Origin of the sequence: Streptomyces aurantiogriseus (assembly GCF_014649375.1) — a bacterium.
GTDB classification, from domain to species: domain Bacteria; phylum Actinomycetota; class Actinomycetes; order Streptomycetales; family Streptomycetaceae; genus Streptomyces; species Streptomyces aurantiogriseus.
In genome coordinates this window covers 1-24,562 of record NZ_BMSX01000028.1, presented here as the reverse complement: position 1 = coordinate 24,562, position 24,562 = coordinate 1, and the positions used below count along the sequence as shown (strand labels likewise).

At 70.9% G+C, this 24,562-nt stretch carries 21 protein-coding genes; 7 read left to right on the top strand and 14 right to left on the bottom strand.

Annotation, left to right across the window (positions count from 1 at the left end):
* Positions 1 to 16 precede the first annotated feature (16 nt).
* On the top strand, positions 17 to 904 hold the full coding sequence (locus tag IE263_RS40450) for a LysR substrate-binding domain-containing protein (protein WP_189943104.1): 888 nt from the start codon (positions 17 to 19) through the stop codon (positions 902 to 904).
* 41 nt (positions 905 to 945) lie between these two features.
* Here IE263_RS40450 and IE263_RS50205 read toward each other — a convergent pair whose 3' ends face one another.
* The 5 genes from IE263_RS50205 to IE263_RS40425 all read right to left on the bottom strand — a co-directional run bounded on the left by IE263_RS50205 (position 946) and on the right by IE263_RS40425 (position 8,447).
* Positions 946 to 1,440: a hypothetical protein gene (locus IE263_RS50205; RefSeq protein WP_373312260.1), complete on the bottom strand. Its 495-nt coding sequence runs from the start codon at positions 1,438 to 1,440 to the stop codon at positions 946 to 948.
* Positions 1,437 to 2,156, bottom strand: a complete 720-nt coding sequence (locus IE263_RS40440; RefSeq protein ID WP_189943103.1) for a response regulator transcription factor — start codon at positions 2,154 to 2,156, stop codon at positions 1,437 to 1,439. Before IE263_RS40440 ends, IE263_RS50205 begins: the two co-directional genes overlap by 4 nt.
* A 111-nt stretch (positions 2,157 to 2,267) precedes the next feature.
* Complete coding sequence (katG, locus tag IE263_RS40435) at positions 2,268 to 4,457, bottom strand: catalase/peroxidase HPI (RefSeq protein ID WP_189943102.1); 2,190 nt, start codon at positions 4,455 to 4,457, stop codon at positions 2,268 to 2,270.
* Positions 4,458 to 4,719: 262 nt separating this feature from the next.
* Positions 4,720 to 6,279: a mucoidy inhibitor MuiA family protein gene (locus tag IE263_RS40430; RefSeq protein WP_189943101.1), complete on the bottom strand. Its 1,560-nt coding sequence runs from the start codon at positions 6,277 to 6,279 to the stop codon at positions 4,720 to 4,722.
* Positions 6,280 to 6,287: 8 nt separating this feature from the next.
* A complete protein-coding gene (locus IE263_RS40425; protein WP_189943100.1) occupies positions 6,288 to 8,447 on the bottom strand; it encodes a DUF4139 domain-containing protein in 2,160 nt (719 codons plus the stop codon).
* 263 nt (positions 8,448 to 8,710) lie between these two features.
* Between IE263_RS40425 and IE263_RS40420 the strand changes: the two genes are divergently transcribed.
* Positions 8,711 to 9,172: a hypothetical protein gene (locus IE263_RS40420; RefSeq protein ID WP_229911429.1), complete on the top strand. Its 462-nt coding sequence runs from the start codon at positions 8,711 to 8,713 to the stop codon at positions 9,170 to 9,172.
* 9 nt (positions 9,173 to 9,181) lie between these two features.
* Here IE263_RS40420 and IE263_RS40415 read toward each other — a convergent pair whose 3' ends face one another.
* On the bottom strand, positions 9,182 to 10,249 hold the full coding sequence (locus tag IE263_RS40415; RefSeq protein WP_229911428.1) for a LacI family DNA-binding transcriptional regulator: 1,068 nt from the start codon (positions 10,247 to 10,249) through the stop codon (positions 9,182 to 9,184).
* Positions 10,250 to 10,367: 118 nt separating this feature from the next.
* Here IE263_RS40415 and IE263_RS40410 point away from each other — a divergent pair, with 118 nt between their 5' ends.
* The gene (locus tag IE263_RS40410) at positions 10,368 to 12,548 is read left to right on the top strand and encodes an alpha-galactosidase (RefSeq protein WP_189943099.1); all 2,181 of its coding nucleotides are present in this window, start codon (positions 10,368 to 10,370) and stop codon (positions 12,546 to 12,548) included.
* A 48-nt stretch (positions 12,549 to 12,596) separates the two neighbouring features.
* Here IE263_RS40410 and IE263_RS40405 read toward each other — a convergent pair whose 3' ends face one another.
* The 4 genes from IE263_RS40405 to IE263_RS40390 form a co-directional block, all read right to left on the bottom strand.
* On the bottom strand, positions 12,597 to 13,082 hold the full coding sequence (locus IE263_RS40405) for a hypothetical protein (protein WP_189943098.1): 486 nt from the start codon (positions 13,080 to 13,082) through the stop codon (positions 12,597 to 12,599).
* A gap of 13 nt (positions 13,083 to 13,095) precedes the next feature.
* Positions 13,096 to 14,409, bottom strand: coding sequence for a protein-L-isoaspartate O-methyltransferase family protein (locus tag IE263_RS40400; RefSeq protein ID WP_229911427.1), 1,314 nt, complete (start codon positions 14,407 to 14,409; stop codon positions 13,096 to 13,098).
* Between the two features lie 44 nt (positions 14,410 to 14,453).
* On the bottom strand, positions 14,454 to 15,368 hold the full coding sequence (locus tag IE263_RS40395; RefSeq protein WP_229911426.1) for an NUDIX hydrolase: 915 nt from the start codon (positions 15,366 to 15,368) through the stop codon (positions 14,454 to 14,456).
* A 64-nt stretch (positions 15,369 to 15,432) separates the two neighbouring features.
* On the bottom strand, positions 15,433 to 17,283 hold the full coding sequence (locus IE263_RS40390) for an ABC transporter ATP-binding protein (protein WP_229911425.1): 1,851 nt from the start codon (positions 17,281 to 17,283) through the stop codon (positions 15,433 to 15,435).
* A 609-nt stretch (positions 17,284 to 17,892) separates the two neighbouring features.
* Here IE263_RS40390 and IE263_RS40385 point away from each other — a divergent pair.
* Together IE263_RS40385 and IE263_RS40380 are read left to right on the top strand one after the other, a co-directional pair.
* Positions 17,893 to 18,393: an NUDIX hydrolase gene (locus IE263_RS40385; RefSeq protein WP_373312257.1), complete on the top strand. Its 501-nt coding sequence runs from the start codon at positions 17,893 to 17,895 to the stop codon at positions 18,391 to 18,393.
* Between the two features lie 303 nt (positions 18,394 to 18,696).
* Positions 18,697 to 19,230, top strand: a complete 534-nt coding sequence (locus IE263_RS40380; protein ID WP_189943094.1) for a class I SAM-dependent methyltransferase — start codon at positions 18,697 to 18,699, stop codon at positions 19,228 to 19,230.
* A gap of 221 nt (positions 19,231 to 19,451) precedes the next feature.
* Here IE263_RS40380 and IE263_RS40375 read toward each other — a convergent pair whose 3' ends face one another.
* From IE263_RS40375 to nadC, 3 genes are all read right to left on the bottom strand, one after another.
* Positions 19,452 to 19,748, bottom strand: a complete 297-nt coding sequence (locus IE263_RS40375) for a DUF1330 domain-containing protein (RefSeq protein ID WP_020273833.1) — start codon at positions 19,746 to 19,748, stop codon at positions 19,452 to 19,454.
* A 300-nt stretch (positions 19,749 to 20,048) separates the two neighbouring features.
* On the bottom strand, positions 20,049 to 20,906 hold the full coding sequence (locus IE263_RS40370; protein WP_189943093.1) for a PhzF family phenazine biosynthesis protein: 858 nt from the start codon (positions 20,904 to 20,906) through the stop codon (positions 20,049 to 20,051).
* Positions 20,894 to 21,787, bottom strand: a complete 894-nt coding sequence (nadC, locus tag IE263_RS40365; RefSeq protein WP_189943092.1) for a carboxylating nicotinate-nucleotide diphosphorylase — start codon at positions 21,785 to 21,787, stop codon at positions 20,894 to 20,896. Before nadC ends, IE263_RS40370 begins: the two co-directional genes overlap by 13 nt.
* A gap of 277 nt (positions 21,788 to 22,064) precedes the next feature.
* On the opposite strand from nadC, the gene IE263_RS40360 reads away from it, so the two are divergent.
* A complete protein-coding gene (locus IE263_RS40360) occupies positions 22,065 to 22,544 on the top strand; it encodes a winged helix-turn-helix transcriptional regulator (protein WP_373312255.1) in 480 nt (159 codons plus the stop codon).
* A 1,004-nt stretch (positions 22,545 to 23,548) separates the two neighbouring features.
* Positions 23,549 to 24,232 (top strand): response regulator, encoded by a 684-nt coding sequence (locus IE263_RS40355; RefSeq protein WP_189943091.1) that lies wholly within the window; start codon positions 23,549 to 23,551, stop codon positions 24,230 to 24,232.
* Between the two features lie 21 nt (positions 24,233 to 24,253).
* On the opposite strand, the gene IE263_RS40350 is transcribed toward IE263_RS40355, so the two are convergent.
* A partial coding sequence (locus tag IE263_RS40350) for a zinc-binding dehydrogenase (protein ID WP_189943090.1) occupies positions 24,254 to 24,562 on the bottom strand: 309 nt, incomplete at its 5' end.

Sequence of the window (24,562 nt, the reverse complement as noted above, 5' to 3'; positions counted from 1 at the left end):
CAGATAAGATGTGGCCATGGAGCTACGGCATGTCCGTTACTTCCTCGCTCTCGTCGAGGAACGCCACTTCGGCCGCGCCGCCCAGCGCCTGCACGTGGCCCAGTCGGCCCTCTCCCAGCAGCTCAAGCAGCTGGAGCGACAGCTTGGAACGCCGCTCTTCGCCCGGTCCACACGGCGCGTGGAGCTCACCGAGGCCGGCCGTCATCTGGTCCCCCACGCGCGGTCGATCCTGGCGGAAGTCGAGCGGGCGGAGGACCAGATGGCACTGCTCGCCACCGGCCGGGCCGGACGCGTGTCCATCGGGTTCGTCGGAACCGCCACCTACGACGTCCTGCCGCAGATCGCCCGTACGGTACGGGCACAGCTGCCGGGCGTGTCCCTGGAACTGCGCGGTGAGCTGCTCAATCCCGAACTGGTCGAAGGGCTGCTCCAAGGCACCTACGACCTCGCCCTGTTGCGGACCGACGCTCCGGTGGACGCCGCCGTCGAGGTCACCACCCTCCGGTCCGAACGGCTGGTGGCCGTCCTGCCCACCGGCCATCCGCTGGCGAGTCGTCGTGAGGTCTCCCTCGCGGCACTCGCCGGCGAGCCGATGGTCGTCCATCCGTCCCGCGACCGTTCCTCCATGCACGGCCGGGTCCTCGCAGCCTGTGCCCGTGCCGGCTTCGAACCCTCCGCTCTGGTCGAGGTCGGCGAGACCGCGACTCTGGTCGTCTTCGTCGCCGCAGGCCACGGCGTCGCCCTGGTCCCGGAGTCAGTGCAGAGTCTCCGCGTCGACGGCGTGACCTACCTGCCGCTCGTCGAGACCGAGACCGTCGACCTGGCACTGGCGTGCCGAGCGGGCCGGCGCTCAGCAGCAACGGAACAGGTCGCCGCCGTCATCGAGACATGCGTGAGGTGCTGAGCCCTCATGCACGGTCCGTCAAAGGAGTGCCGGCCGGCGGCTCACGTCTGCTCCGCGAGGGGACGCGCGGTTCCGCCTGCACCCCCGTGCTCCGCCAGAGCTTCCGCTTCCGGTGCGCGGGGAACCAGCGCGATCAGTACGGCGCCGATGACGCCGGGCACGGCGAGTGCGTAGAAGTTCCATTGGAACGCCAGTCCGGCTCCTATGATGAGCCCGAGCAACGGCGGGGCGAGCATCGAGCCCAGACGACCGAAGCCCAGCGTCCAGCCCATCGCCGTGGCGCCCATGCGGACCGGATAGTGCTCCGTCGCCCCGCCCGTCCTGCGCTGCAGCCCGCCCTGGCTGCGCTCCGCGGCGTCGGTGACACGCTGGTCCAGATCGCCCAGCAGATACACACGCTGGACGAACACCGTGGTGAGCGCCATCGCCGCACACACCACGACCAGGGTCACGGAGACGAAGAGGACCAGACGGACCCGCAGGGAACGCCGGCCCAGGCCGGTGCCCGCCCGGCCATGCCGGTCTCTCACGGTCATGCGTCCGCGGCTCTGATCGCGTACCCCACACCGCGCACCGTACGGATCATCGGAGCCCGCCCTTTGTCGATCTTCGCGCGCAGGCCGTGGATGTAGACCTCGACGAGGTTTCCCTCGCCGTCGAAGGAGGCGTTCCACACGTGGTCGAGGATCTGCGCCTTGCTGAGCACCTGGTGCGGGTGGCTCATGAGGAATCGGAGGAGGTCGAACTCCCTGCTCGTCAGCGGGATCGGCGTTCCGCCGCGCTGCAGCTCGCGGGTGCTCTCGGCCAGGACGAGGTCACCCAGTACCCGTACGGTGCCCCGGTCGGCCGCAGCGGCGGGGCCCGTGCGACGCAGCAGCCCACGCAGCCGCAGCATGACCTCCTCCAGCGAGAAGGGCTTGGTCACATAGTCGTCCGCACCGGCCGACAGCCCGTCGAGCCGGTGCTCCAGCGCGTCGCGGGCGGTGAGCATCAGCACGGGCAGTCTCGTGTTCTCGCTCCGCAGCCTGCGCAGGACCTGCACCCCGTCGATGTCGGGCAGCATCCCGTCGAGGACGACGACGTCCGGTGCGCAGTCCCGCGCGAGCCGCAACGCGCTCCGTGCGTCCCCCGTCGCGAACGCATGCCACCCCGCCTCGCTCACGGCCGCGGAGAGCAGCTCGGTGAGCTCGGGCTCGTCATCGACGATCAGCACGCGAACCGTGCCTTCACGGGTACCGGAGGCGCCAGACATGAACCGACTGTCCCTCGCTTCACCATGAGGATCATGTGCACCGGCTGTGTGCGCGCCGTGAGCCCGGACGATGTCCCGGTCGGCCGATGAGCGGCCGACCGGGACATCGGGTCAGCGGAGGTCGAACCGATCGAGGTTCATCACCTTGTCCCACGCCGCCACGAAGTCACGCACGAACTTCTCGCCCGCGTCCTTGGACGCGTAGATCTCCGCGAGGGCTCGGAGGTGGGAGTGCGACCCGAAGACGAGGTCGACGGCGGTGGCGGTCCACTTGACCTCGCCCTTGGCGCGATCCCGGCCTTCGAACACGTTCTCGGCCGAGGTCGACGCCTTCCACTCCGTGTCCATGTCGAGCAGGTTGACGAAGAAGTCGTTGGTCAGTGTCTCCGGCCGGTGGGTGAAGACGCCGTGTGGGGATCGCTGGAAGCCGGTGTTCAGGGCCCGCATGCCGCCGATCAGAACCGTCATTTCGAGAGCGGTCAGTGTCAGCAGGTTGGCGCGGTCCATCAGGAGGGTCTCCGGTGACAGCTTCTCTCCTGCCCGGAGGTAGTTGCGGAACCCGTCCGCCCTGGGTTCGAGTACGGCGAACGCCTCGACGTCGGTCTGCTCCTGCGAGGCGTCCGTGCGTCCCGGTGCGAACGGGACCCTGACGTCGTGCCCGGCGTTCTTCGCGGCCTGCTCGACGGCCGCGCATCCGCCCAGGACGATCAGGTCGGCGAGCGAGACCTTCTTTGCGCCGTCCTGTGAGTGGTTGAAGTCCTGTTGGATCTGCTCGAGGGTGTGCACCACCTCGTCCACCTCGGGCAGAGCGTTGACCTCCCAGTCCCTTTGCGGCGCGAGCCGGATGCGTGCCCCGTTGGCCCCGCCGCGCTTGTCGGTGCCGCGGAAACTCGCCGCCGACGCCCAAGCGGTGGTGACCAGCTGGGAGACGGACAGCCCCGAGGCGAGGATCCTGCTCTTGAGGGCGGCGATGTCCTCGTCCGCGACCAGCTCGTGATCGACCTCGGGGACGGGGTCCTGCCACAGCTGCGGCTCGGGAACCCACGGGCCGAGGTAGCGCGAGAGGGGGCCCATGTCGCGGTGCAACAGCTTGTACCACGCCTTGGCGAACGCCACCGCGAGCTCTTCCGGGTTCTCGTGGAACCGCTTCGCGATCGGCCCGTAGACCGGGTCCGCCTTCAGTGCGAGGTCCGTGGTCAGCATCATGGGAGCGTGCCGCTTCGACGGATCGTGAGCATCAGGCACCGTGCCCTGGGCCGAGCGGTCCGTGGGAGTCCACTGCTTCGCGCCGGCGGGGCTGGTCGTCAGCTCCCAGTCGTATCCGAACAGGTTGTCCAGGTACCCGTTGTCCCACGTCGTCGGCTCGGCGGTCCATGCGCCCTCGAGGCCACTGGTGAGCGCGTCGGCACCCTTGCCGCTGCCGTACGTGTTCCTCCACCCGAGGCCTTGTTGCTCGATGGGGGCGGCCTCGGGTTCCGGGCCGATGTACGAGGGATCGACCGCACCGTGACACTTGCCGAACGTGTGGCCGCCGACGATGAGGGCTACCGTCTCCTCGTCATTCATCGCCATACGGCCGAACGTCTCGCGAATGTCCCTGGCGGAAGCCAACGGATCCGGGTTGCCGTTGGGCCCCTCCGGATTGACGTAGATCAGGCCCATCTGCACGGCGCCCAAAGGACCCGCGAGTTCCCTGTCGCCGCTGTAGCGCTCATCTCCGAGCCAGACATCCTCGGGGCCCCAAAAGATTTCCTCGGGTTCCCAGATGTCCTCCCGCCCGAAGCCGAAGCCGAACGTCTTGAAGCCCATCGACTCCATGGCACAGTTACCGGCGAAGACCAGAAGGTCGGCCCAGGAGATTTTCTGACCGTACTTCTGCTTGACCGGCCAGAGCAGACGGCGAGCCTTGTCGAGGCTCGCGTTGTCCGGCCAGCTGTTGAGGGGGGCGAAGCGCTGAGCGCCGGAGCCGCCACCGCCCCGGCCGTCGGCGGTGCGGTACGTCCCGGCGGCATGCCAACTCATCCGGATGAAAAGCGGCCCGTAGTGTCCGTAGTCGGCAGGCCACCAGTCCTGGGACGTCGTCATCACCTCGAAGACGTCCTGCTTCAGCGCGTCGAGATCGAGGGTCGAGAACTCCTCTGTGTAGTTGAAGTCCTCGCCCATCGGATGGGACCGGGGCGAGTGCTGGTCGAGAACCTGAAGGTCCAGCTGATTCGGCCACCAGTCCCGATTTGTTTTGGGTCGAGTCGACGTGGGGGTCGGGGACGGAATTGCTGGGTTCTCGCTTTCGCTGCCGGACACGGCCGTCCTTCTTCCTGTCTCGGTTTCTCCTGTATTGCGTCCGTATGGTCGCGCACCGCAGACCGCACTGCTGCGAGAACACGCAGAGCATCCCCGCGCAACCAGCAGTCAGAATCCGAAGTCGAAGGAAAGTGAGGGGCGGAATCGGACAGCGCCGATCAGGACCGTGCCTTGTGCGCGCAGGGAGGGCGCGCACTCGGCCGCGCCGGCGGCGCGAGGCGAACTCGTCGGCGATGCGGCGGAGCGCAGCCGACCACCGAGGTCAGAGCCCGACGACTTTGGCTTTCGCCGACAGCTCGTAGACCAGGGTGACCGTGCGGCGGCCGCCGGGCGGGAGGGTGACGTCCCAGCGGGCGATGCCTTCGGCGTCGACCACGTCGGGCGCCGGCGAGCAGGCTTCCTTGCGCAGACGGACCTCCACAGCCGAGGTCTCGGAGACCGGGATCCGCTCCCGCAGGACGACCACCCGTTCGCCGTGCTCCCCGGGGGCGGAGAACCGGGACAGGTGCAGCCGGACCGTGCGGGTGACCACCGTCCGCTGGGTGATTCCGGCGGAGTCGCGGGACCCCTCGGCCTGCCGGACCACCCGGTGGTCGTCGCAACTGCCGAAGGCGAGATCGACGGGGGCGCCGGGGGCGGTGAAGTCCAGCGTGCCGCGGCCGCTGAAGCCGCTGCCGCGGACCAGGTCCACGGGCCCGGCGAGCAGCGCATGGCCGGACAGGTTGTCGAACCGCACCACCTGGGTGACCAGCGGGGACAGCTCGGGGGAGCAGGCGTACTCGCTGCTCGCCGCCGTGGTGAAGGCGGAGAGAGGCACCCGGTGGGCGCGGCCGTCTCCGGGCACGGAGACCGGCGCGGGCGAGTTCAGCACCCGTGCCTCGCCGCCGTCGTCCACCCCTGGCAGACCGAGCACCGGGGCGGGGCCGAGGTCCCCGATCTCCTCCTCGCGCAGCTCGACATCGACCGTGCGGCGCTCCGCGGCGGAGCGGTCCTTGAGCGTCAGCCGGTCCTCGACCAGCCGCGGCGGCTCGGTGGCCAGCGCCGAACGGGCCGTCGACAACGTCAGCCGTACGTCCGACCAGTCCTCGCCGGTGCGCTGCCAGACCATCGCGTCGGTCTCCAGCGTCAGGGAGTCCCCGTCGAGCACGGCCCGGTAGGCCGGCCGCCACAGCGCACAGGGGGTGAGGTGGCTCAGGCGCAGCCGGACCGGACCGGCGACCGCGGCCTCCACGGTCAGCTCGACATGGCCGACCAACTCGGCGGGCTCCGCCTCGGAGAGGTCCATGGCCCGCTCGGCCACCCGGAGTTCGGCCGCTAGGGCGGCGAGCCGCGCCTCCACGGCGCGGAGCTGCTCGCCGTACGAGTCGCGCTCCTCGTCCACCCGGTCCAGTTCACGGGCCCAGCGGGGCCTTTCGGCCTCCCCGAAGCCGGCGCCTTCGCCGATCTCCCGCAGCAGATCGGCGGCGAGGCGGCCGAGCAGGTCGAGGCGGGCCTGCAGCCGGTCGCGTCGCTGCCCCAGGGCGAGCCGCTCCTCTTCGAGGGCGTGCACGCGGTGGCGCAGGGCGGAGTCGTCGTCGGAGGGCAGCGGCCCGCGCGGCGTCCACGTGCGGACGATCCGCGCGTCCAGCACGGTCGCGGGGTGATCGGCGGTCAGCTCGGCGTGCAGGGTGCGGTCGACGGCCAGGGCACTGACCGGCCCGAGACGCAGCCGCTGGACCCCGGCCTCCAGGTCGAGCACGACGACGCGCTCGATGTGGGCGCGATCCTCCAGGCAGGTGACGGCGGTGACGGGGAGGGCGATCGGCTTCGGTGCCGTGGACATGGCGTGTGTCAGCTCCTGCGGTTGCCGCCGACCAAGGCCTTGCCGGCCGGGATGCGGATCTCGTAACCGCCGTCGAGGGCGGCGGTGGCGCCGGCGGGCAGGTCCACCCGCCAGATGCGGGTGCCCGGTGCATGGTGCTCGGGCGCCATGCCCTCTTCGGGTGCCGTCCAGTCGGCCCGCTCCTCGATCCGGACGTCCGGTGCGGAGGTGACCGGCACCCGCTCGTGGACCTCGACGGTGACGGGCCTCGCGAGCCGGTTGGCCAGCTCCACGTGGACACGGTGGTCGAGCACGGTGGTGGTGTTGCGCAGGCCCGAGGTCGACTCGTGCAGGTTCGTACGGCGGGTGACCCGGATGCCCTCGGCCGGCCCGAGCCCCACCCGGCGGACACCGCCGGGGGCGAGCGTGGGCAGCGCGGCGGTCAGCAGGAAGTCGTCGTCGACGGTGACCTCCACCGGGCCGGCCAGCAGCGCCTGGTCGGTGGCGTTGGAGAGCACCAGCGTCGCGTACACGATCTGCTCCACGGACGGCGCGCAGAAGTACTCGGTGCGCACACCGACCGGGATCTCGGCGACGGTGATGGTGTGCCAGGTGCCGTCCGACGGAATGTCGGCACGGGCGGCGGCATCGAAGCGGTGGTCGAAGGAACCCGCCGACTCGCGGGGCCGTACGGCGTGTCCGGGCAGCGGCAGCGCGGCCACCGCTTCGGCGCGGCGGCGGTACTCGGCCGCCACCGGGTCGAAGGGAGAGTCGGGAAACAGCCTGCCTCTGCGACCGCCCTGCTCGTCGGGGCCACACAGGACGAGGGCGGCGTAGTCCAGTTCGGCGCCGCTCGGCTGCGGCGGACCGGCCGCCGGTGCCGGAGGCGGTGGTGGCGCAGCCAGGCCGGCAGCCGCAGGCGCCGGTGGCGGGGCAGCCCGGCCAGGAGCCGCCGGTGGCGGGGCAGCCCCGCCAGGAGCCGCCGGTGCCATGGCGGCGGGAGCCCCCGGGAAGGACCTGCCGCCGGTACGCGGCCTGCCGCCCGGTCGCGACCGGACCGGCTGCGCGAAATCGGGCCTCTCCGCGCCGAAGACCTCCGGGGAGGTGCCGTCCGCGCCGCCGGGCATCGGGAGCGGTGCGGACGGCCCGCCGTAGCCCTGCGGTGTCGGCGGCGGTGGCGGAACGGGGCCGGACGCGGAGCCGCCTGTGGCGGCCACGGGCACGGCGCCGGCGACGACAGCCGCAGGTACGGCGGTTGTGGCAGGGCGCGGGCCTGCCGCGTCGTACCCGGTGAACAGGTCCGCGAGCCCCGCCGGGGGTTCGCGCCAGCCGGAAGGCGCGGTGGCGGGCTGACGGCGGCCGATCCGCATCGAGCGGAGCTTCGGCAGGTCGGTGCGGCGCCGCAGGTCGGCGGTGGCCAGGGCGACGCGCACGCCGGTCCAGTCCTCGCCGGTGCGCTGGGCGACCGAGGCACGCAGCACCAGACGGCCGGTTCCGTCGCCCTGACGGTGGGTGAGACGGTAGGCCGGCACCCAGACGGCGCCCGGCACCCCGTACTCCAGCTCCAGCTCCACCTCCGCGTCACCGGCGCCGTCGAGCGTCAGGAGTGCGGAGACCGTGGTCTCCACGTGCGCTGACGGTGCGTCGGTGGAGGCCCGGGCGAGCCTGTCCGTGGCGACCGTGAGCTGGTGCTCGACGTGGAGCAGCGCCTCCTCCAGCTCGACGAGGCGGGTGTGCAGTCCCGTCAGCCGCTCGTCGACGAAGTCGGCGAGCTCCAGCCACGCGTCGACCGGAGTGCGGCGGTGCGGGTCCTCGCGCCTGCGGGCCGGCGGCACCGGGTGCAGACCCCTGACCTCCTCTATCAGGCCCAGTTGCCGGTCTCGGCGTTCCTGCGCGGCCGCGTACTCGTCGCGCAGCCGCTCGACCTCGCGCCGCAACTCGTCGGGCGTGCCGGTGCCGAGCGGCTCTGCCTCGACGTCCACCCGGGCCCCGGTGACGCGCACCCCGGGGGCACGCAGGACATGGGCCCGCAGTGAGCCCGGGTCCAGCGAGCGGGGCAGCCCTGTCACCCGCACCCGGCCGTCCGGCGGCACACTGCCCCGGGCCAGGCGGCGGCAGACCGCGCCCTGCGCGTACACCACGACCGAATCGAGGGCCGACCCCCACCTCTGTGCTGTCTCAGCCGTCATGTGCTCCGCCCCCGTCGCGTCCGTGCTGAGCGAAGCCTACGCCGGAGAGGTCCGCGCATCCGCGTCGAGCCCCGATGTCAAGAACCACCCGCACCTTGGCGCGCGGCCTGATCTACGGTGCGTCAGTCACGTTGAAGGCACTCGGGGGCGGCCCACCGACCCCGGTGGGCCGATTACCCACGCGGACGTCGTGGAGGCCAGGCTCCCAGCCAAGAACGGCTTCATGGCTCCGGCCGTACAGATCCGATGAGGCGGCGATCACCGTGAGACTCACCAGCGGCCTTCGCGCGGACGAGGCCCGGGACTTCCGCCTGGAGGTGACCACAGAGCTCTGCCGCGCCCCCGGAGACACCGTGCTCACCTGCCTACGCGACCTCGACGGGCCACTGGAGGCCCGCATCGGCATCGCCCCCGACGTGGCGCTCCTGGTCCAGCACGGCACCGTCGTCGGCTGGAGCCTCACGGACCCCGTGCGGTACCTGACCACCGCCTTCGCCGCCCCCGACCCGGCTCCCCCCGCCCCGGCCACCCGGCTCCTGCTCACCGAAAGCCTGGACTTGATCACCACGCCGCTGCTCGACGAGGTGAAGGACCGGGCCCCGACCGCCCTGGACCGGCTCCGGGCACTGGACCAGGCCCTGCGGACCCAGCGCGAGGACCACCACCGAGCCGACGCCCTGCTCTCGCTGATCGGCAGCCTGGTCGAGGACTACGCGAACGGATGAGGGCCGGTTTCACGCGTCGGTGGCCCCGAGCTTTCGCGGATGGTCAGCTCGGTGCCGGCGAATGTCGGAGCGGGGGTGCTGGAAGTCGTTCTCCAGTCGGCTGCGCAGGAGCCCGAAGGCGTCGCGGCCCAGTCCCTGGAAATCCATGCGGACGGTGGTGAGGGAGGGGGTGAGGAACCCCGAGTGCGGGGCGTCGTCGAAACCGATGACACTGACGTCTTCGGGCACCGACCGTCCGGCGTGGTGGAGGGCGCGCAGCACACCCAGTGCCAGGTCGTCGTTGCCGCACGGGATCGCCGTGACGTCCGGGGTGTCGGCGAGCTTGCGTCCCTCGTCGTAGCCGGCCTGGGCGTTCCAGCCCTTGCCGCCGTGGGGTTCGGGCGGGGTGATGCCGGCTTGCTCCAGGGCATTGCGCCAGCCCTGGGCACGCGGGCCTGCCGAGCGCCGGGTGCCGTCTGACGTCGGGATCGCGACGTGGTGGACGGTCCGGTGTCCGAGTTCCAGCAGGTACGCGGTGGCGGTGCGGGCCGCCTCGCGGTCGTCGGCCCACACGGCCGGACGGGGAGGTGTCCGGCCGTGTGGCGGCGCTTCGACGACCGCGGCGCACGGCACGTCCGCCGGGACCCGGCGCAGCGCCGAAGCGCCGAGGCGATCGAAGCCGATGACCATCAGGCCGCCACCTTCGGCCGCGGCCGAGGAGATCGTGCGGTCCAGGTCGTCCTCGGGCGTCACCACCTTCACGCCCAGCGAGTAACCCGCGGCGCGGGCCGCTTCCTCCGGGCCCTGCAGGGTGGCCGCATAGCCGTGGAGGGTCGTGTTCGACGTCAGGACGGTGACCGACCGGGTCACGCCGCCGGCCAGTGCGAACGCGGTGGCGTTGCGTCGGAATCCCAGCGTCGCTATGGCCGCCTCGACCCGCTTGCGCGTCTCCTCGCGGACGTTCGGGTGGCCGTTGATGACCCTCGAGACGGTCTGGTAGGAGACGCCCGCGGCCTGAGCGACGTCGCGGATACTGGCGGCCTTCCGTGGTTCCTGGCCAGGGCCCGAGTGCCTGCCGGGGCTTGTGTGACCGGTCACATCCATGCAGGATCGTGAGCGGTCACAACGTCGCCCGTCAAGAGACGGAAGGCGGCGGTGCCCGGCAGCCCTGCAGCAGATCCGCGAATATCGCAATCCCCGTAGAAGGGAAACCGCGTTGACCACTGCTGTCGAAGCAGCTGAGAGGTCTCTTCTCTGGTCCCATGACGCCCTCGGGCTGTATGCCTTCGCGGATTCCGCCGGGTCGGTCAGGCTGGGAGTGCCGGGCCGGGACTGGGACTCCTTGCTTCCGTTGGTGGAGGTCACCGTCACCGGCCAGGGACGCGCCTGGTCGGGGGAGCGTTTCATCGACACCGCCGTCGGTGGCCGCCTGACCTACCGCGGTCATGAGTCGGTTCAGGACGGGGAGTGGCAGTGCACGACGATCCGGCTGGCAGACCCGGAGACCGGCCTTGCAGTCGACCTCACCCTGCGGACGTGCCCCGGCAGCGGCTTCCTCCGCTCACAGGTACGGCTGGTCAACGAGGGGAGCACCCCGCTTCAGCTGGAGAGCGTGTCGACCCTCACCCTCGGCGGCATCGTGGACGCCATGGACGCCATGGACGCCATGGACGGCCTGACCCTCCACTGGGCGGACAACGACTGGCTCGCCGAATGCCGTTGGCAGCACGCTGCGTTCCGTGACCACATCGTCCCCCTGAACCGGTCCGCCCACGGCCACGAAGGGCGCGGCTGCTTCGAGCGGTACTCGCAGGGCAGCTGGTCCACGGGACGGCACCTGCCGATCGCCGCGCTCACCGATCGGGCGGGTCGCGCCTGGCTCTGGCAGATCGAGTCGAGCGCGGGCTGGCGCTACGAGACCGGCGAACGCGAAGGCGCCGCGTACCTGGCCCTCTTCGGACCCGACGACGCCCATCACCAGTGGCGCGAACTCCTGGCGCCCGGCCAGGAGTTCACCACTGCTCCAGCCGTCCTCGTCGGGACCGAGAGCGGTGGTCTGGATGCCGCGTTCGGCGAACTCACCGCCTACCGCCGCCGGATGCGCCGCAGCCACCCGGACCACACGGCACTCCCGGTGATCTACAACGACTACATGAACACCCTGATGGGAGACCCCACCACCGACAAGCTCCTGCCGCTCGTCGAAGCGGCGGGATCCGCCGGCGCCGAGGTCTTCGTCATCGACGCCGGCTGGTACGACGACGACGCCCAGGGCTGGTGGGACGCCGTCGGCGCCTGGGACGCCTCCAACAGTCGCTTTCCGGGCGGTATCCAGCAGGTCCTGGACGCCATCAGGGAGCACGGAATGACTCCCGGACTCTGGCTGGAGCCCGAAGTGGTCGGCGTGCGCAGCCCGTTGGCACGCACCCTGCCGCCCGAGGCGTTCTTCCGCCGGGGCGGAGTACGCGTGACCGAACACGGCCGCCACCATCTGGACCTGCGCCACCCCGCCGCCCGCGCCCACCTCGACCAGGTCGTCGACCGGCTCGTGGACGACTGGGGCGTGGGCTACCTGAAGCTCGACTACAACATCAACATCGGCCCCGGCACCGAGAACGGCGCCGAAAGCGCGGGCGCCGGCCTGCTCGGGCACCACCGCGCACACCTCGACTGGCTCGGCTCCCTCCTCGACCGGCACCCCCGTCTCGTCCTGGAGAACTGCGCGTCGGGCGGGCTGCGCATGGACTACGCGCAACTCGCAGTCGCCCAGCTGCAGTCCACCAGCGACCAGCAGGACCCCCTGCGCTATCCGCCCATCGCAGCCGCGGCCGCCACCGCGGCGGCCCCCGAGCAAGCCGCTGTATGGGCCTACCCCCAGCCGCACTTCAGCCTCGACGAGATCGCCTTCACCCTCACCGGTGCGCTGCCGGGCCGTATCCACCTGTCCGGGTTCCTCGACAGAATGAGCCCGGAGCAGTTCGCACTCGTCCGCTCGGGTATCTCCGTCTACAAGGCCCTCCGCTCGGAGATCCCCGACAGCCTTCCCTTCTGGCCGCTCGGGCTTCCCTCGTGGGACGACACCTGGATCGCCTACGGCTGGCGCGGCCAAGCCGCCACCTGGCTCACACTCTGGCGACGGGAACCGACGGCCGACGAGCGAGGACGAGGCCCGCGCCCACGAGACCAGCACGGAGCCGACGACACCACCCGCACCGTCACCATCTCCCACCTGCGCGGCGCCCCCCTGCGTCCCACCCTGCTCTACCCCGCCACCTCCGACGCCACCGCGACTTGGAACGCCGCCGACGGACAGCTCACCGTCACTCTGCCCCGCCGCGACACCGCCGTGCTCCTCCGCCTCAGCGCGGCGCCACCGGCAGAGGGGCGCGAAGGGTGACGAGGCGGCGTGACTCCGGCTTGTGAGGCGGTGGGACCGGAACGACGTTCAGGCTCTGTCTCCTTGGTCGTCTGCGGGCCGGAGTGCTTCCGGATGTTCCACGGCGGTGCCGTCGGGCTTCCGCCCGAAGGCGGCGGCAAGAACGGTGAGGAGATCGGCCTCGGGGACCGCGGCGCGTATCTCCACCAGGACATGAGCGAAGTCGTCGTCATCGATGGCACCCAGGTACTCCTGGCGCAGTTGGTGAATGACCTCGACGAGCTCGGGCCGCAGCCGCATCCAGGCACGGGACGTGCGGATCTCCTCCCCGACGCAGTCCATGAACCAGCGCATGACCTCGTACGGGATGTCCAGGCGCTGCTCGAGGGGGCTGAAGCACACCGTCGGCTCCCGGGCCGGGTCCTCGTCGGGGACGATCGCGGTCACAAGGTTTCGCGGCCCGGCGACGAGGTCCAGTTCCAGGTACCAGGCGTCATCGGTTACGGAGTACATCGCGGTGATCGTGTAATCGCCGTCGGGATGCGGGAAAGGCATGGCTCGCATGCTGTCACGCCCGTCCGGCGGCCTCTCCGTGGCCGTCGCGTCGTCCTGCCCGAGCGCGGATGCCTGCACGGGATGTCCTGGCCCGAGGGCGCTCGTGGTCAAGCTCCCAGGACAGCTCGTTGCGCCCGCATCCGGCGACCGCCCGCTGCGAGCCGCCCGTATCGAATGCGATCCGGTACGAGTCGGGTTCACCGGCGGCCCGCCACCGGACGGTCACCTCCTCGATCTCCCGCCAGATGGCGCGCGGACCGCATGCGGTGACCGAGCAGGTGCCATCGCCATCCGGGATCACGCGGACCCAGGAGTCGTCTTCCGGGGCGCCGATCCGAAGGTGCTCGGCGCTGAAGTCGCGTACCAGGCCGGGGCGCAGGTGATCGAGGGCCAGCCAGAATCCCCGTGCCTCCTCGGGCGGTGGCAGGCGGTGGCCGTGTACGGTCACGCCTTCCTGCGTGGCCATCTGCCGGCGGAACTCGGCGGACAGGAAGAGGCGCGTCCACCCCCATCCGGCGCGGTGCCCGAACTCGACCGCCCGCAGCTCTCCCTCGACGCGTCCCTGCGCTGTTGTGGTGATCACGGCCAGTCCCGGCCACGAGGGCGAGCTGGTGCCGACCGTCGCCAGCATCCGGCCCTGCGGCGCGAGCTGTTCCACCAGGGCCTGCGGCACGCGGGGCACGGCGAAGGAGACGAACACCCGGTCGTACGGCGCCTTGTCCGGCCGTCCCGCCTCGCCGTCCCCCGTCACCACGTCGGGCCGGTAGCCGAGGTCGGTGAGGCGTGTGGCGGCGGCCGTGGTGACGTGTTCGTCGCGGTCGATCGTGACCACGCCCGCGTCTCCGCTGACGAAGCAGGCCACCGCGGCGGTCACACCGGCGCCCGTGCCGACATCGAGCACGCGCTGCCCGGGCCGTAGATCCAGCTCCTGCAGGAGCTGGGCTGTCATGCCCATAACGCTCGACATGGCCGTCATCGCCCCGCCCGAGCGGATGCCGCTGGATCGGCCCAGGATGGGCTCACCGTCGTGCTGGACGGCGACGCTGTCCCCACTGTGGAGCACGCGCAGCAGCTCCTCCCGGTGGGCGGGCACCGTCCAGTCCAGCAGCTCCCAACGCGGCGGGGTCTCGTCCGGTGCGCTGCGCCGCACGTACGCCTGCGGCATCAGCTTCTGGCGGGGCAGCTGCCGCAGCGCGTCGGACACCGGGCCGGGGGACAGAGCGCCGGCCTCGTGAAGGCGGGCGACCATCTCCGCGCGGGCAACTGCCGCGTCGGCATCGTCCGAGGCTGTGGCGGTGAGGGAGGCGGGCGGGGCGGGTTCGGGCACGGCGGTCGTCTCTCTGAGAAGGCGGACGGGGGCGGGAGCCGGGGTCAGGCCCAGCCGAGTTCGGTGTAAGGGCGGCCGTGGCGGATGCCGTCGATGGCGGCCCGCGTGTAGGCGACGGTCGGCTCCGGCAGCGCGTCGGCCGGCCACCAGCCCCAGCTGACGCACTTGTCGGGTTCCAGGACCTGTGGCTCGCCCTGCCAACGCCGGGCTCGGAAGACCAGTTGCATCCGGGGCTGCATGCCGGGTGCGTCGAGGAGATGGACGACGTGCACGAACTCCACGTCCTCGGCAGCGATCACCAGCCCTGCCTCCTCCTTCGCTTCCCGGATCAGGCAGGCGACGGCGGACTCCTGCTCGCAGTGACCGGCCAGGAAGTGGTGCTCCGACGGGGCGTAGGAGGAGTCGGGATGCCGCAGTCCGAGCAGGATCTTGCCGTCCCGCTCCAGGTACAGGTGGACGCCGACGACGTTCAGGACCGTCTTCGTGCCGATGCTGCGGACGCGGAGGACGGGGAGTGCGCCGTCGGTGTGCTGGTGGGCGTGAGGGTCGGCTTGGTGGTGGCGGATGACTGCCGTGGTCCTGGCGTCCATGGTCAGCCAGGGGAGCTGCTCGGGCGGGGTCCAGCGCAGCATGATCCCTTCGGTGAGGGGCAGCGCGGCGGGATCGCCGTTCCACCTGCCGAGGTACACCTGGACTCGGCCGGGGGGCCGGTCGCCGTCGTCGAGGGTCTCGACGGCGGCGAACGGCACCAGACCGGGGATGTGCAGGGCGGCTTCCTCTCGCAACTCGCGGACGATCGCCGCATCGAGGTTCTCACCGGGTTCGGGGTGGCCACCGGGCAGGGACCACTGCCCGGCGCTGCAGATGTTCTTGTGGGCGTCGCGCAGGTGCAGAAGGTAGTGACCGTCGTCGTTGACGAGCAGGGCCGCTGTGGTCGTGGGTGCTGCCGGTGCGGTCAACGGATCCTCCATCCGTGCGGCGGGCGAGGGGTGCCGCGCCCTCCGAGGGGCGCGGCACCGAGGGTCAGCGATCGGTGGACAGCGCCAGGAGTTCGGCGAACGTCCCTGCTCCGTCGGCGAGTTCGTCGTACGTGCCATGCTCGGTGATCCTGCCGTGATCCATCACGATGATCCGGTCGGCGATCTTGGTGTTGACCAGCTGATGGGTCACCACGATCGTGATGCAGTCTGCGGCGAGCGCCTTGATCCGTTCGAGGATGTTGTGTTCGCCACGGGCGTCCATCTGGGAGGTCGGCTCGTCCAGGATCACCAGGCCCGCTCCCCGGTACAGGACTCGCGCGCACGCCAGGCGCTGCCACTGCCCGCCGGACAACTCGCTTCCGCCCCACAGCTCTCTGGCCAGGAGCGTGTCCAGGCCGGCCGGAAGGTCCTCGATCGTCTCGCGCAGGCCGACCGCTTCCAGGGCCTGCCAGACCCGGTCGTCGCCCTCCTCGCGCGGCTGGCCGAGGGTGACGTTGTCGCGCACGGACAGCGGCCACTGCGCGAAATGCTGCGGCACCAGCCCGGACAGCTCCCACAGGCTGTCCGGATCGAGGTCGGTGACATCGTGGCCGTTCCAGGTGACACGGCCCTTGTCGGCAAGGAAGAGCGCCGCGAGCAGCCGGGTCAGGGTGGACTTGCCCGAACCGTTCTCACCGACCACGGCGAGGATCTCACCGCGCCGCACCGTCAGCGACACCCCGGCCACTGCCGGGCTGTCCTTGCCCGGGTAGTGGTAGACCACCTCGTGGAGGCAGACCTCCTCGACCGGGCGGGTCGGCGTCAACCCACCGCGTTTCGGGGCGCGTTCGGCGGCATACTCGAGGAAGCCGTCCATATCGGCCAGGTAGAGCGCTGTGTGGAACATCGCCGCCCCGTAGATGACGACCTGACTCAGTGCGGCGAGCGTGGTCTGCACCGCCACGACGGCAGTGCCGGCGATCGCCAGCTCGATCCGCCCGCTCGCCGTCAACCAGGCCAGCGCCGCCCAGGTGATGACGAGGAAGACGCCGCCGATCGCCGAACTGGTGAGCACGATCCGCAGCATTCTCGGCGCCGCGGCGAGGGTGTGCGCGTCGATGCGCTCGGACATCGCCCGGTACCAGAACACCAGATAGCCGGTCATGCTGTTGGCGCGGATCTCGTCCGTGAACTTCGCCGACGTCGCCCAACCTCGCAGGTTCTGCCGCACGTTGCGGTCGCCGACGTTGGCGTAGTGGGTCTCGTAGGTGACGCGCGCGTGCAGCACGGCCCCGACGCCGGCGGGAACGACGGCGAGCAGCAGCAGCGGCAGCATCAGCGGGTGCAGCACGGACAGCACCCCGCTCGCGGTGACCATGCGCACGACTGCGGCCGTGAGACGGGTGGCGTCCTGCACCATCAGATGGCTGCGCACCACCCCCATCTCCGCGGCCTCCTGCCGGTCCGCACAGCCGTCCTCGGCACGCGCGGCGGCCTCCATCCGGCACACGGCCGCCACCAGCGCGCTGTCCGCCTCCGTCGTCAGCCGGGGTGTGATCCGCCCGTCCGCGTACGACGACAGCGCCGTCGCGACCCGTCCCAGCCCTGATGCAGCGGCGATCACCAGCACGGCGGGCAAGGCCTGGTGGATCCGCTCGTCCACCGGACCGGCGGCCAGGACCGACCGCATGGCCCGGGCGGTGAAGGTGAGCAGGACGGCGGCGCTCACACCCACGGCCAGCTGGCAGCCGGCCAGCAGCAGTACCGCAGCGCGGTCGATGCGCCACGCCATCCGCGCGGTCTGCGCGAGCACCGACGGAAGCCGCCGGCACATCGCCGCGAACGTGGCATCTTCCAGCGGGTTCTTGCTGTACCGGCCGCCATAGCGCAGCTCCGCCGGCGGTGGAGGCGGCAACCGGCGCGGCGTCGTCCTCGACCCTGACCGGGACGTGGGCTCGGTGCTCACCGGCGACCTCGAGTGGCGCCGAGAGCTCGGAAGGGGTCCGGCATCGTCTCGGGCTCGGTCATGCCCTCCACCTCGATGCCGTTCGTGCGGTATCTGCGGCGAGGACCTGGGTGCCGTCAACACCGTGCGTCGGATGCGTCCGACGGAAGGCCGAGTGGTGAGCATGCTGTTCGAACGCAGGAGGCGCAAGGGTGGGGCCGGGGACGGGACTCATGGGTTCCTCCCGTGAAGGGTCCGACGGTTTCGGCGACTCAACAACTTCCCTGCTGGGCAAGCCGTTACGGTCGGCAGCGGGCGAAGCGTCGGTCGCAAGTTCGACTGGGTGGGGCGACCCTTGGGAGGACTGAAGGATGCGGCCGTGGCGCGGTGTTCGATCACTCGCGCAGAGGAGTGTCGCTCGATCGAGGGATTGCTGTTGAGGCTGAGCACGATAGGTGTCGTATGTGCAGGACAACTGTCGTCATCCGCGTGCGGCCTCCTGGTGCAGGCGCTTGGGGGCCAGCCTCCGCGGGTCGCCGAGAAACGGCGTTGTCGGTGGGCTCTGCCAGGGTGTGCGTCGTGGATGAATTGGTGGAGCGTGTCGACGGTCAAGATCGCGTGCTGGGGGTGGTCAGCCGTCGGGAGGCCATCCGGGAGGGTTGGCTGCATCGGGTCGCCGTGACGGTGTGTCGTGATGATCGTGGCCGGATCCTCGTCCACCGGCGGTCGGAGCAGGTGTCGCGCTTCCCCGGGCTCTATGAGGTCGAGGTCGGTGGCGCCGCAAATGTCGGCGAGTCCTATGAACAGGCCGCCGCGCGGGAACCGGCCGAAGAGATGGGCATTCGTGCGCTGCCGCGCCTGCTGTTCACGTTCATCAACCGCAGCGGTTTGAGCCCTCACTGGCTCGGCGTGCACGAAGCCGTGGTGCCGGACGCCGTGGTCCCCGATCCCGATGAGGTCGCCTGGCATGGCTGGCTGACCGAGCCGGAACTCGGCTCGGCTTTGCTGGAGTGGCGCTTCACCCCCGACAGCCACGAAGCCTTCAGCCGGTATCTCGCGTTCCGGAGCGCGCAGTCCTGACCTCTCCCGCCTCTCGGGCTGGGATGCCTGCTTGCGGCCAACGCGCCTTGTGAGAGCGGCTGATCGCCATGGCCGAACTCCCGGCGATCGCCGGCGCAGACCGCGCGACCGCACACCGCTACTTCGACGACTTCGCCCTCCGCCGACTCCCCGCCGCGCTCGCCACGGCCCGTCAGGACACCGTCACGGCGGCCATGGCACCGCTGGCCGAGATGTTCGCCGACGCCGGCGGCATGGTCCAGCTGAGCCGTGAGCAGGCTCGCGGCCGGGCCGGCGACTTCGAGATCATCGAGTACATCCTGCGTGCTCAGCCCGGAGGCGTGCCCGGCACCTGGGGCCACCACTTCGACGACTACCTCCTGCACGCTCCCATCACCGACCAGCACCTCAACAAGATCGCCCACCAGGCCGCGCTCATCGAGTCCGCACTCGGGAGCGACCCGGCGGACGTCCCGAGCACGGCCCCCGCGCGCCACCGGCCGCCGCATCCTGCTGATCGCGTCCGGAGGCGCCGCCGACCTGCGCCGGGTCGACCCGGCTCTCCTTCACCCCGCCGACCGCCTGGTCCTCAACGACGTCGACCCCGACGCCCTCCAGCACGCCCTCACACACCTGCCGCCCGCTACCCGCGTCCAGACCGCCGCGGCCCCCGGCAACGTCCTGCGCACCGCCGCCCACCTGGCTGCCGACCACGGCCCCTTCGATCTGGTCCTGGCCGGAGGCCTCTTCGACTACCTCGAACGCTTCGCCCGAGCCCTGATCCGCACCGCCCTGTCCCGCCTGTGCCGCCCCGGAGGCACGTTCTACTTCTCCAACATCGCGACCCCGAACCCGTAGGCCGCCCTGATGACCCACATCGGCCGCTGGAACCTCGTCGAACGCACCCCGCCGACATCGAGGCCGACGTTCGAGCCGCCGCGCCGCCGGGAACCGTCGCCGGACTGGACATCACTGCCGATGCCACTGGCCTGGCGCTGTTCGCGACGGTGCGGCGCGCGGACGAGCCGGGGTGATCCCGGCAGTCGGCTTGGTGTTCGTCGCCGACGCAGCCTCGATCGTCAGTCGAGGCCTTCGATGATGCGGAAGTCGCGCTCGAAGCCGTCGGGGAGTTCGGCCAGCGCCTTCTGGTAGGCCGCACTCTCGTATGCGGCGACCGCCTGTTCGAAGCTGTCGAACTCGATCAGGACAACGCGCTCGGCGATTCCGGCTTCGTGTGCGACGACCCGGCTGCCGATGCTGGCGAGCACCCGCCCGCCTGCGGCCTTGACTGCCAGACCGGCCAGTTCGTTGTAGGCAGCAAGCCTCTCAGGGTCTGTGATGGTGGGGTAGACGCTGACCCAGTAGCCCTTGGCCACAGTTACCTCCTGTGTTCGGAATTGATGCTCAGAAGCTTGCTCAGATCCATGGCCGGCGCGCTGTAGGTCAGGGAGCCGACGGAGACGGCGTCGAAGTCGGACGGCTTCGATCAACCGGCTGGGGCGGCGGCCTGAACTGGAACGAAGAGGAGCCGACAAGTAGGGAGGAGTCGCACCAGTACGGCGTGATCGGCCATCAACCCTGAGCCCCTGCCACAGATGCCGCCAGAACTGGCCGGGCTCTCACCGGAGCAGTTGGACCTGCTGCGCACCGGCACCCTCGCCTTGAGCGCGCGGGCCTCATCGCATGACCCTGCGCACGATCGCTGCCTGGCCGCCGACTCGGATCCGGTGTCCCGTGCGGTCGCGGTGGACGGTCGCTGTGATGGTGGACGGGCTGCCGAGGTGGTCACCCATGTCGACAGCGAGGCGGTGTGTGCCGAACTCGGCAGCATGCGCTGCCAGGCAGGCCGTGCTGTTGGCGTTGGCGATGTCCTCGGGGACGCCGATCGACGGGGCGAACATCCGGGCTGCTGCTCGGCCGTGTCGGTCCGGGGGCGAGTAGGCGTAGCAGCCCAGCAGACCGTAGCGGTCACAGGCTGCGCGTAACAGGGTTGAGTCTGGCGTGAGTTCGGCCAGTGCGGCGCGGGATCGGATGGGCAGCAGAAGCCTCGGCCGCCCGTTCGACGCCACGCAGGCGTCGCCGGCGACCGCGTCCTCCGTCAGTCCGAGGCCGCCTGCGACTGCCCTCAGTTCGGGTCCACCGGCGCTACGCAGGCTGACCGGGCCCGGGTCGAACGACGCCGTCAGGCCGTCATCGTTTCGGCTTGCCCGACCGTCGAAGCTGCGGTGGGCCGTACGCAGGACGGCGCGGTAGTCGTGGTCGCCGCCTTCCCGTTCGGCGAGCACGGCGAGGGCGGCGACGGTGCCGTGTCCGCAGGCGGGCAGTTCGTCTTGGGCGGTGAAGAACCGCAGTGTGTACGCGGGCTGACGACGCTCGATTCCGGTCGCGCGGAGGAAGACGGCGTGCGATGTTCCCCACTCCGTGGGAATGCGGCATCGCTCCTCGTCGGTGAACGGCGCGTCATCCAGAACGGCGGTCGGGCTGCCACCCGCGCCGTCTCGCTGACACGCGTCGACGACGGCTACCTCGGACATGGCACCGGGCCGGTGGTCAGCAGCATGGTCAGGTCCAGTGCGGGCGCGCTGTGCGTCAACGCCCCGACCGAGATGAGGTCGACGCCCGTCCCGGCGATGGCGGGAACTGTGTCCAGGCGGATGGTGCCCGAGGCCTCCAGCAGGATCCGGGAAGCGTCGGCCCGCCCGGCCCGGACCTTCACGACCTGCTCGATGTCGGCCACCGGCATGTTGTCGAGCATGATCCAGCGGGCTCCGGCGTCGAGGGCCTCGACGGCCTGGGTGACGGTCTGCACCTCGACATCGCTCTCCACGGTCTGCCCGGTGCGCGCCATCCCGCGCCTGACCGCCTCGATCGCGGCGGTCACCCCGCCCGCCGCGGCGATGTGGTTCTCCTTGAGCAGGACCATCGCCGCGAGATCGAGGCGGTGGTTGTGGCCGCCGCCGGCGGTGACCGCGTACTTGTCCAGGGCGCGCAGGCCCGGCGCCGTCTTGCGCGTGTCCAGGATGCGCGCCCTGGTCCCTGCCACAGCTTGGACGTAGCGGTCGGTCAGCGTCGCGATGCCGCACATGCGCTGCAGGAAGTTCAGCGCCGTACGCTCCCCGGTGATCAGGCTGCGCGCCGAACCGGACAGGTGCACCAGGACTTGGCCGTCGGCCAGTCGGGCGCCGTCGGCGACGGCCGGCTCGACCTTGACCTCGGGGTCGACCTGCGCGAAGACCTCGGCGACCACGGGGAGGCCGGCGGCGATGCCGCTGTGCCGGGTGCGGATCTCGGCCGTGGCCGCCAGGTCCTCGGGAACGCTCCACTCGGTGGTGATGTCCTTCCCTGACGCGTCCTCGGCCAGGGCGGCAGCGGCGGCGGCCCGTGCTGCCGCCGAGGGAAACTCGGTCGTGGTCATCTGGTCTCCAGCTCTGAGTGGACGTTGGCTTGGTGGCGGCAACCGCTGACGAGGCTCCCGCGTGCCGGTCACCCGTCCCCCCGCCACGAACAGGTTCCGGGTGAGCCGTCCGTGCGACTCGGCGCCGACGTCGAACTCGGGGCACCTTGCGCATGTACCGGTCCTCCCGGCCGGTCTCGCCTCCGTCGACCCGGGCTTTCAGGAACGCCTCTCACCCAGGTCGTCAGGGCAGGTGCCACAACAGCCTCCTCCGTTTCGATTTCCGAAGCGGCCACCGATGCTAGCGTGTCGGAATTCGAAGCATCAACCCTGGAGAGCTGGACATCCCGACATGGCAACACCCAGACCTGGCAGTCCTGTTCGCGGCTCGACCACCGGCCGCCCCCTCATGGCCGCACTCGATCTGTTCGGGCGGCGGTGGAGTCTGCGCATCCTGTGGGAGCTTCGCGCGGGTCCGCTTGGATTCCGCCCCTTGCAGAAGCGGTGCGACGACATGTCCTCCAGCGTGATGCGGCAGCGCCTGACCGAACTGCTGGATGCCCAGGTGATTCACCAACTACCGGACAGCCGCTACGAGCTCACCCCGCTGGGACAGGAGGCGCGCCACGCCCTGAACCCCCTCGCCCGCTGGGCGGAACGCTGGGCGGCCACGATCGACCCGCAAGGGTCGGACCACACCGACGACCAGTCCGCCAGCCGCGTCTCACATCCGGACACCGTGGGCGACGGGGCGCCGGAGAGGGGCTCCGCGGACTGACGCCCCGCCTCGGATCGGAGGCGGGGCGGGACCGCCGGGTCACGAGGTTGCCGTGGCACGAGCAGCTGGTCCTCTTCGAGGCTCTCGAAACCGTGCAGGCGCCTCATGGACACCAGTGACTCCAGACCGGGCCTGTGCCGCTGCTCCCGCCGCCAGATGAACCCCCGCATCGGCCCGCGGCTCGCCACCGGCACCTGCCCCAGGTGTCGGACCGGGCCCGTGATCTCGTCCCCGGCGTACTTCCACGTCGCCGTCCACCGGTCCGGCCAGCCATCGGAGATGTCCAAGCCACCCCGCCCCGCGTCCAGCGCGACCGGGACCAGCAGGTCCGTCCACGTACAGCGGTGGGACCACAAAGGGCGCCGGGTATCGCTCATGCTCCCAGGGCAGCCGTACGGCTGCCCTGGGAGGGGCGATCTTCGAAGTTGACGACAACTTGCATGCAAAGAGCGCGCATCACGTCAGGAACGATGCGAATTCGGCGACAGATGTCGCGCTCAGAGCTTCACGAAAGGCCAGGTCGGGACGGGAAGATGACGACACCTACCGTGCTCAGTCTCAGCTGTTGAGCCCGGTTCGCGTGGCCGCCGTGAGCTGCACGCCCTGGCCGCGTCCGCGTCCGCGTACGGGTCAGCCGGCGGCCTTGCGGCGGGCGCGGTAGGCGGCGGCCGGGTCGCCGCAGACGACGTGCGCGAGTGCGGCGGCGCAGCTGCGCCCGAGCCAGGTCACGGCGTCCTCGCCGTCGGGAGCGAAGTGCAGGTGCGCGGAGCCCGCCGTCGTGGTCGTCGACCCGGATCAGCGGTGGGTGCTGTTCCAACAGGGCGTTGACGGAGCCGATCGGCCCACTCCGGGCGGCGGCCTGCACTGCTTCGCGCAGTCCGGACAGGAACGCCGCGAGCCGCTCGGCGTCCGGTTCGGCGATCGGTCCGACAGGGCATCGCCCAGCTGCGCCGGTCCTACCACCTGCGGGCATCCCTCGGCGCCCGTCCGCAGACGGCCGCCACATGACCATCCGTGTCCTGCTCGCCGACGACCAGGCCCTGCTCCGGGCCACCTTCCGCATCCTCATCGACTCGGTCGCGGACCTGACCGTGGTGGCGGAGGGCGCCGACGGACAGGAAGCCGTCGACCTGGCCGTGAGGCACCGGCCCGACGTGGTCATCATGGACCTCCGCATGCCGAACGTCGACGGAGTGACGGCCACCGCCGCCATCTGCTCCCGACCGGAACTCTCGGCAACCCACATCCTGATCCTCACCACCTTCGAGAACGACGAGAACGTCGCCAAGGCGCTGCGGGCCGGCGCGAGCGGTTTCCTCGGCAAGGGCGTCAGCCCCGACGTCCTGCTGTCGAGCATCCGCACCGTCGCAGCCGGCGACTCCCTCCTCTCACCCGCCGCGACCCGAGCGCTCATCACCCGCTTCCTGGCCACCCCGGACCCCGACGACTTCCTCGCGCTCCCCGACATCCTCAACGCCCTGACCGAACGCGAACGCGAGGTCATGGCCCTCGCCGCGCACGGCAAGTCCAACGCCGAGATCGCCGATCAGCTCGTCCTCAGCCCGCTGACCGTACGCAGTCACATCCAACGAGCCATGACCAAACTCCACGCCCGCGACCGCGCCCAACTCGTCGTCCTCGCCTACCAGAGCGGCCTGGTGAAACCACACCCGCCCACCCACAGGTGATGCGACCGGCACCAGGTCGGGTCAGTCGGCGATCCGCAGCAGCAGTTTGCCGGTGGACGTGCGGCTGCCCATGAGGCGGTGGGCTTCGGCGGCGTCGGTCAGGGGGAACTCGGCGGTGACGGGGAGGGTGACGGTGCCGTCGGTGACGGTGCGGAAGGCGCGTTCGGCGAGTGAGCGCAGGGCCTGGGGGGCGGACTGGGCGAGGGCGAGGACGGAGAAGCCGGCGACGGTGCGGCCCTGTGCGTAGAGCTCAGGCTGCCCGACGTGCCACGGCTCGGCTCCGCCGGCGTTGCCGAAGGAGACCAGGCGTCCGTAGACGGCGAGTGTGTC

Bases quoted from the DNA above. Each gene is read 5' to 3' on its own strand.
- IE263_RS40430 (WP_189943101.1), bottom strand. From the start codon at position 6,279: ATGTCCACGGCACCGAAGCCGATCGCCCTCCCCGTCACCGCCGTCACC.
- IE263_RS50205 (WP_373312260.1), bottom strand. From the start codon at position 1,440: ATGACCGTGAGAGACCGGCATGGCCGGGCGGGCACCGGCCTGGGCCGG.
- IE263_RS40440 (WP_189943103.1), bottom strand. From the start codon at position 2,156: ATGTCTGGCGCCTCCGGTACCCGTGAAGGCACGGTTCGCGTGCTGATC.
- IE263_RS40450 (WP_189943104.1), top strand. From the start codon at position 17: ATGGAGCTACGGCATGTCCGTTACTTCCTCGCTCTCGTCGAGGAACGC.
- IE263_RS40425 (WP_189943100.1), bottom strand. From the start codon at position 8,447: ATGACGGCTGAGACAGCACAGAGGTGGGGGTCGGCCCTCGATTCGGTC.
- IE263_RS40355 (WP_189943091.1), top strand. From the start codon at position 23,549: ATGACCATCCGTGTCCTGCTCGCCGACGACCAGGCCCTGCTCCGGGCC.
- IE263_RS40360 (WP_373312255.1), top strand. From the start codon at position 22,065: ATGCTAGCGTGTCGGAATTCGAAGCATCAACCCTGGAGAGCTGGACAT.
- IE263_RS40370 (WP_189943093.1), bottom strand. From the start codon at position 20,906: ATGTCCGAGGTAGCCGTCGTCGACGCGTGTCAGCGAGACGGCGCGGGT.
- IE263_RS40405 (WP_189943098.1), bottom strand. From the start codon at position 13,082: ATGCCTTTCCCGCATCCCGACGGCGATTACACGATCACCGCGATGTAC.
- nadC (WP_189943092.1), bottom strand. From the start codon at position 21,787: ATGACCACGACCGAGTTTCCCTCGGCGGCAGCACGGGCCGCCGCCGCT.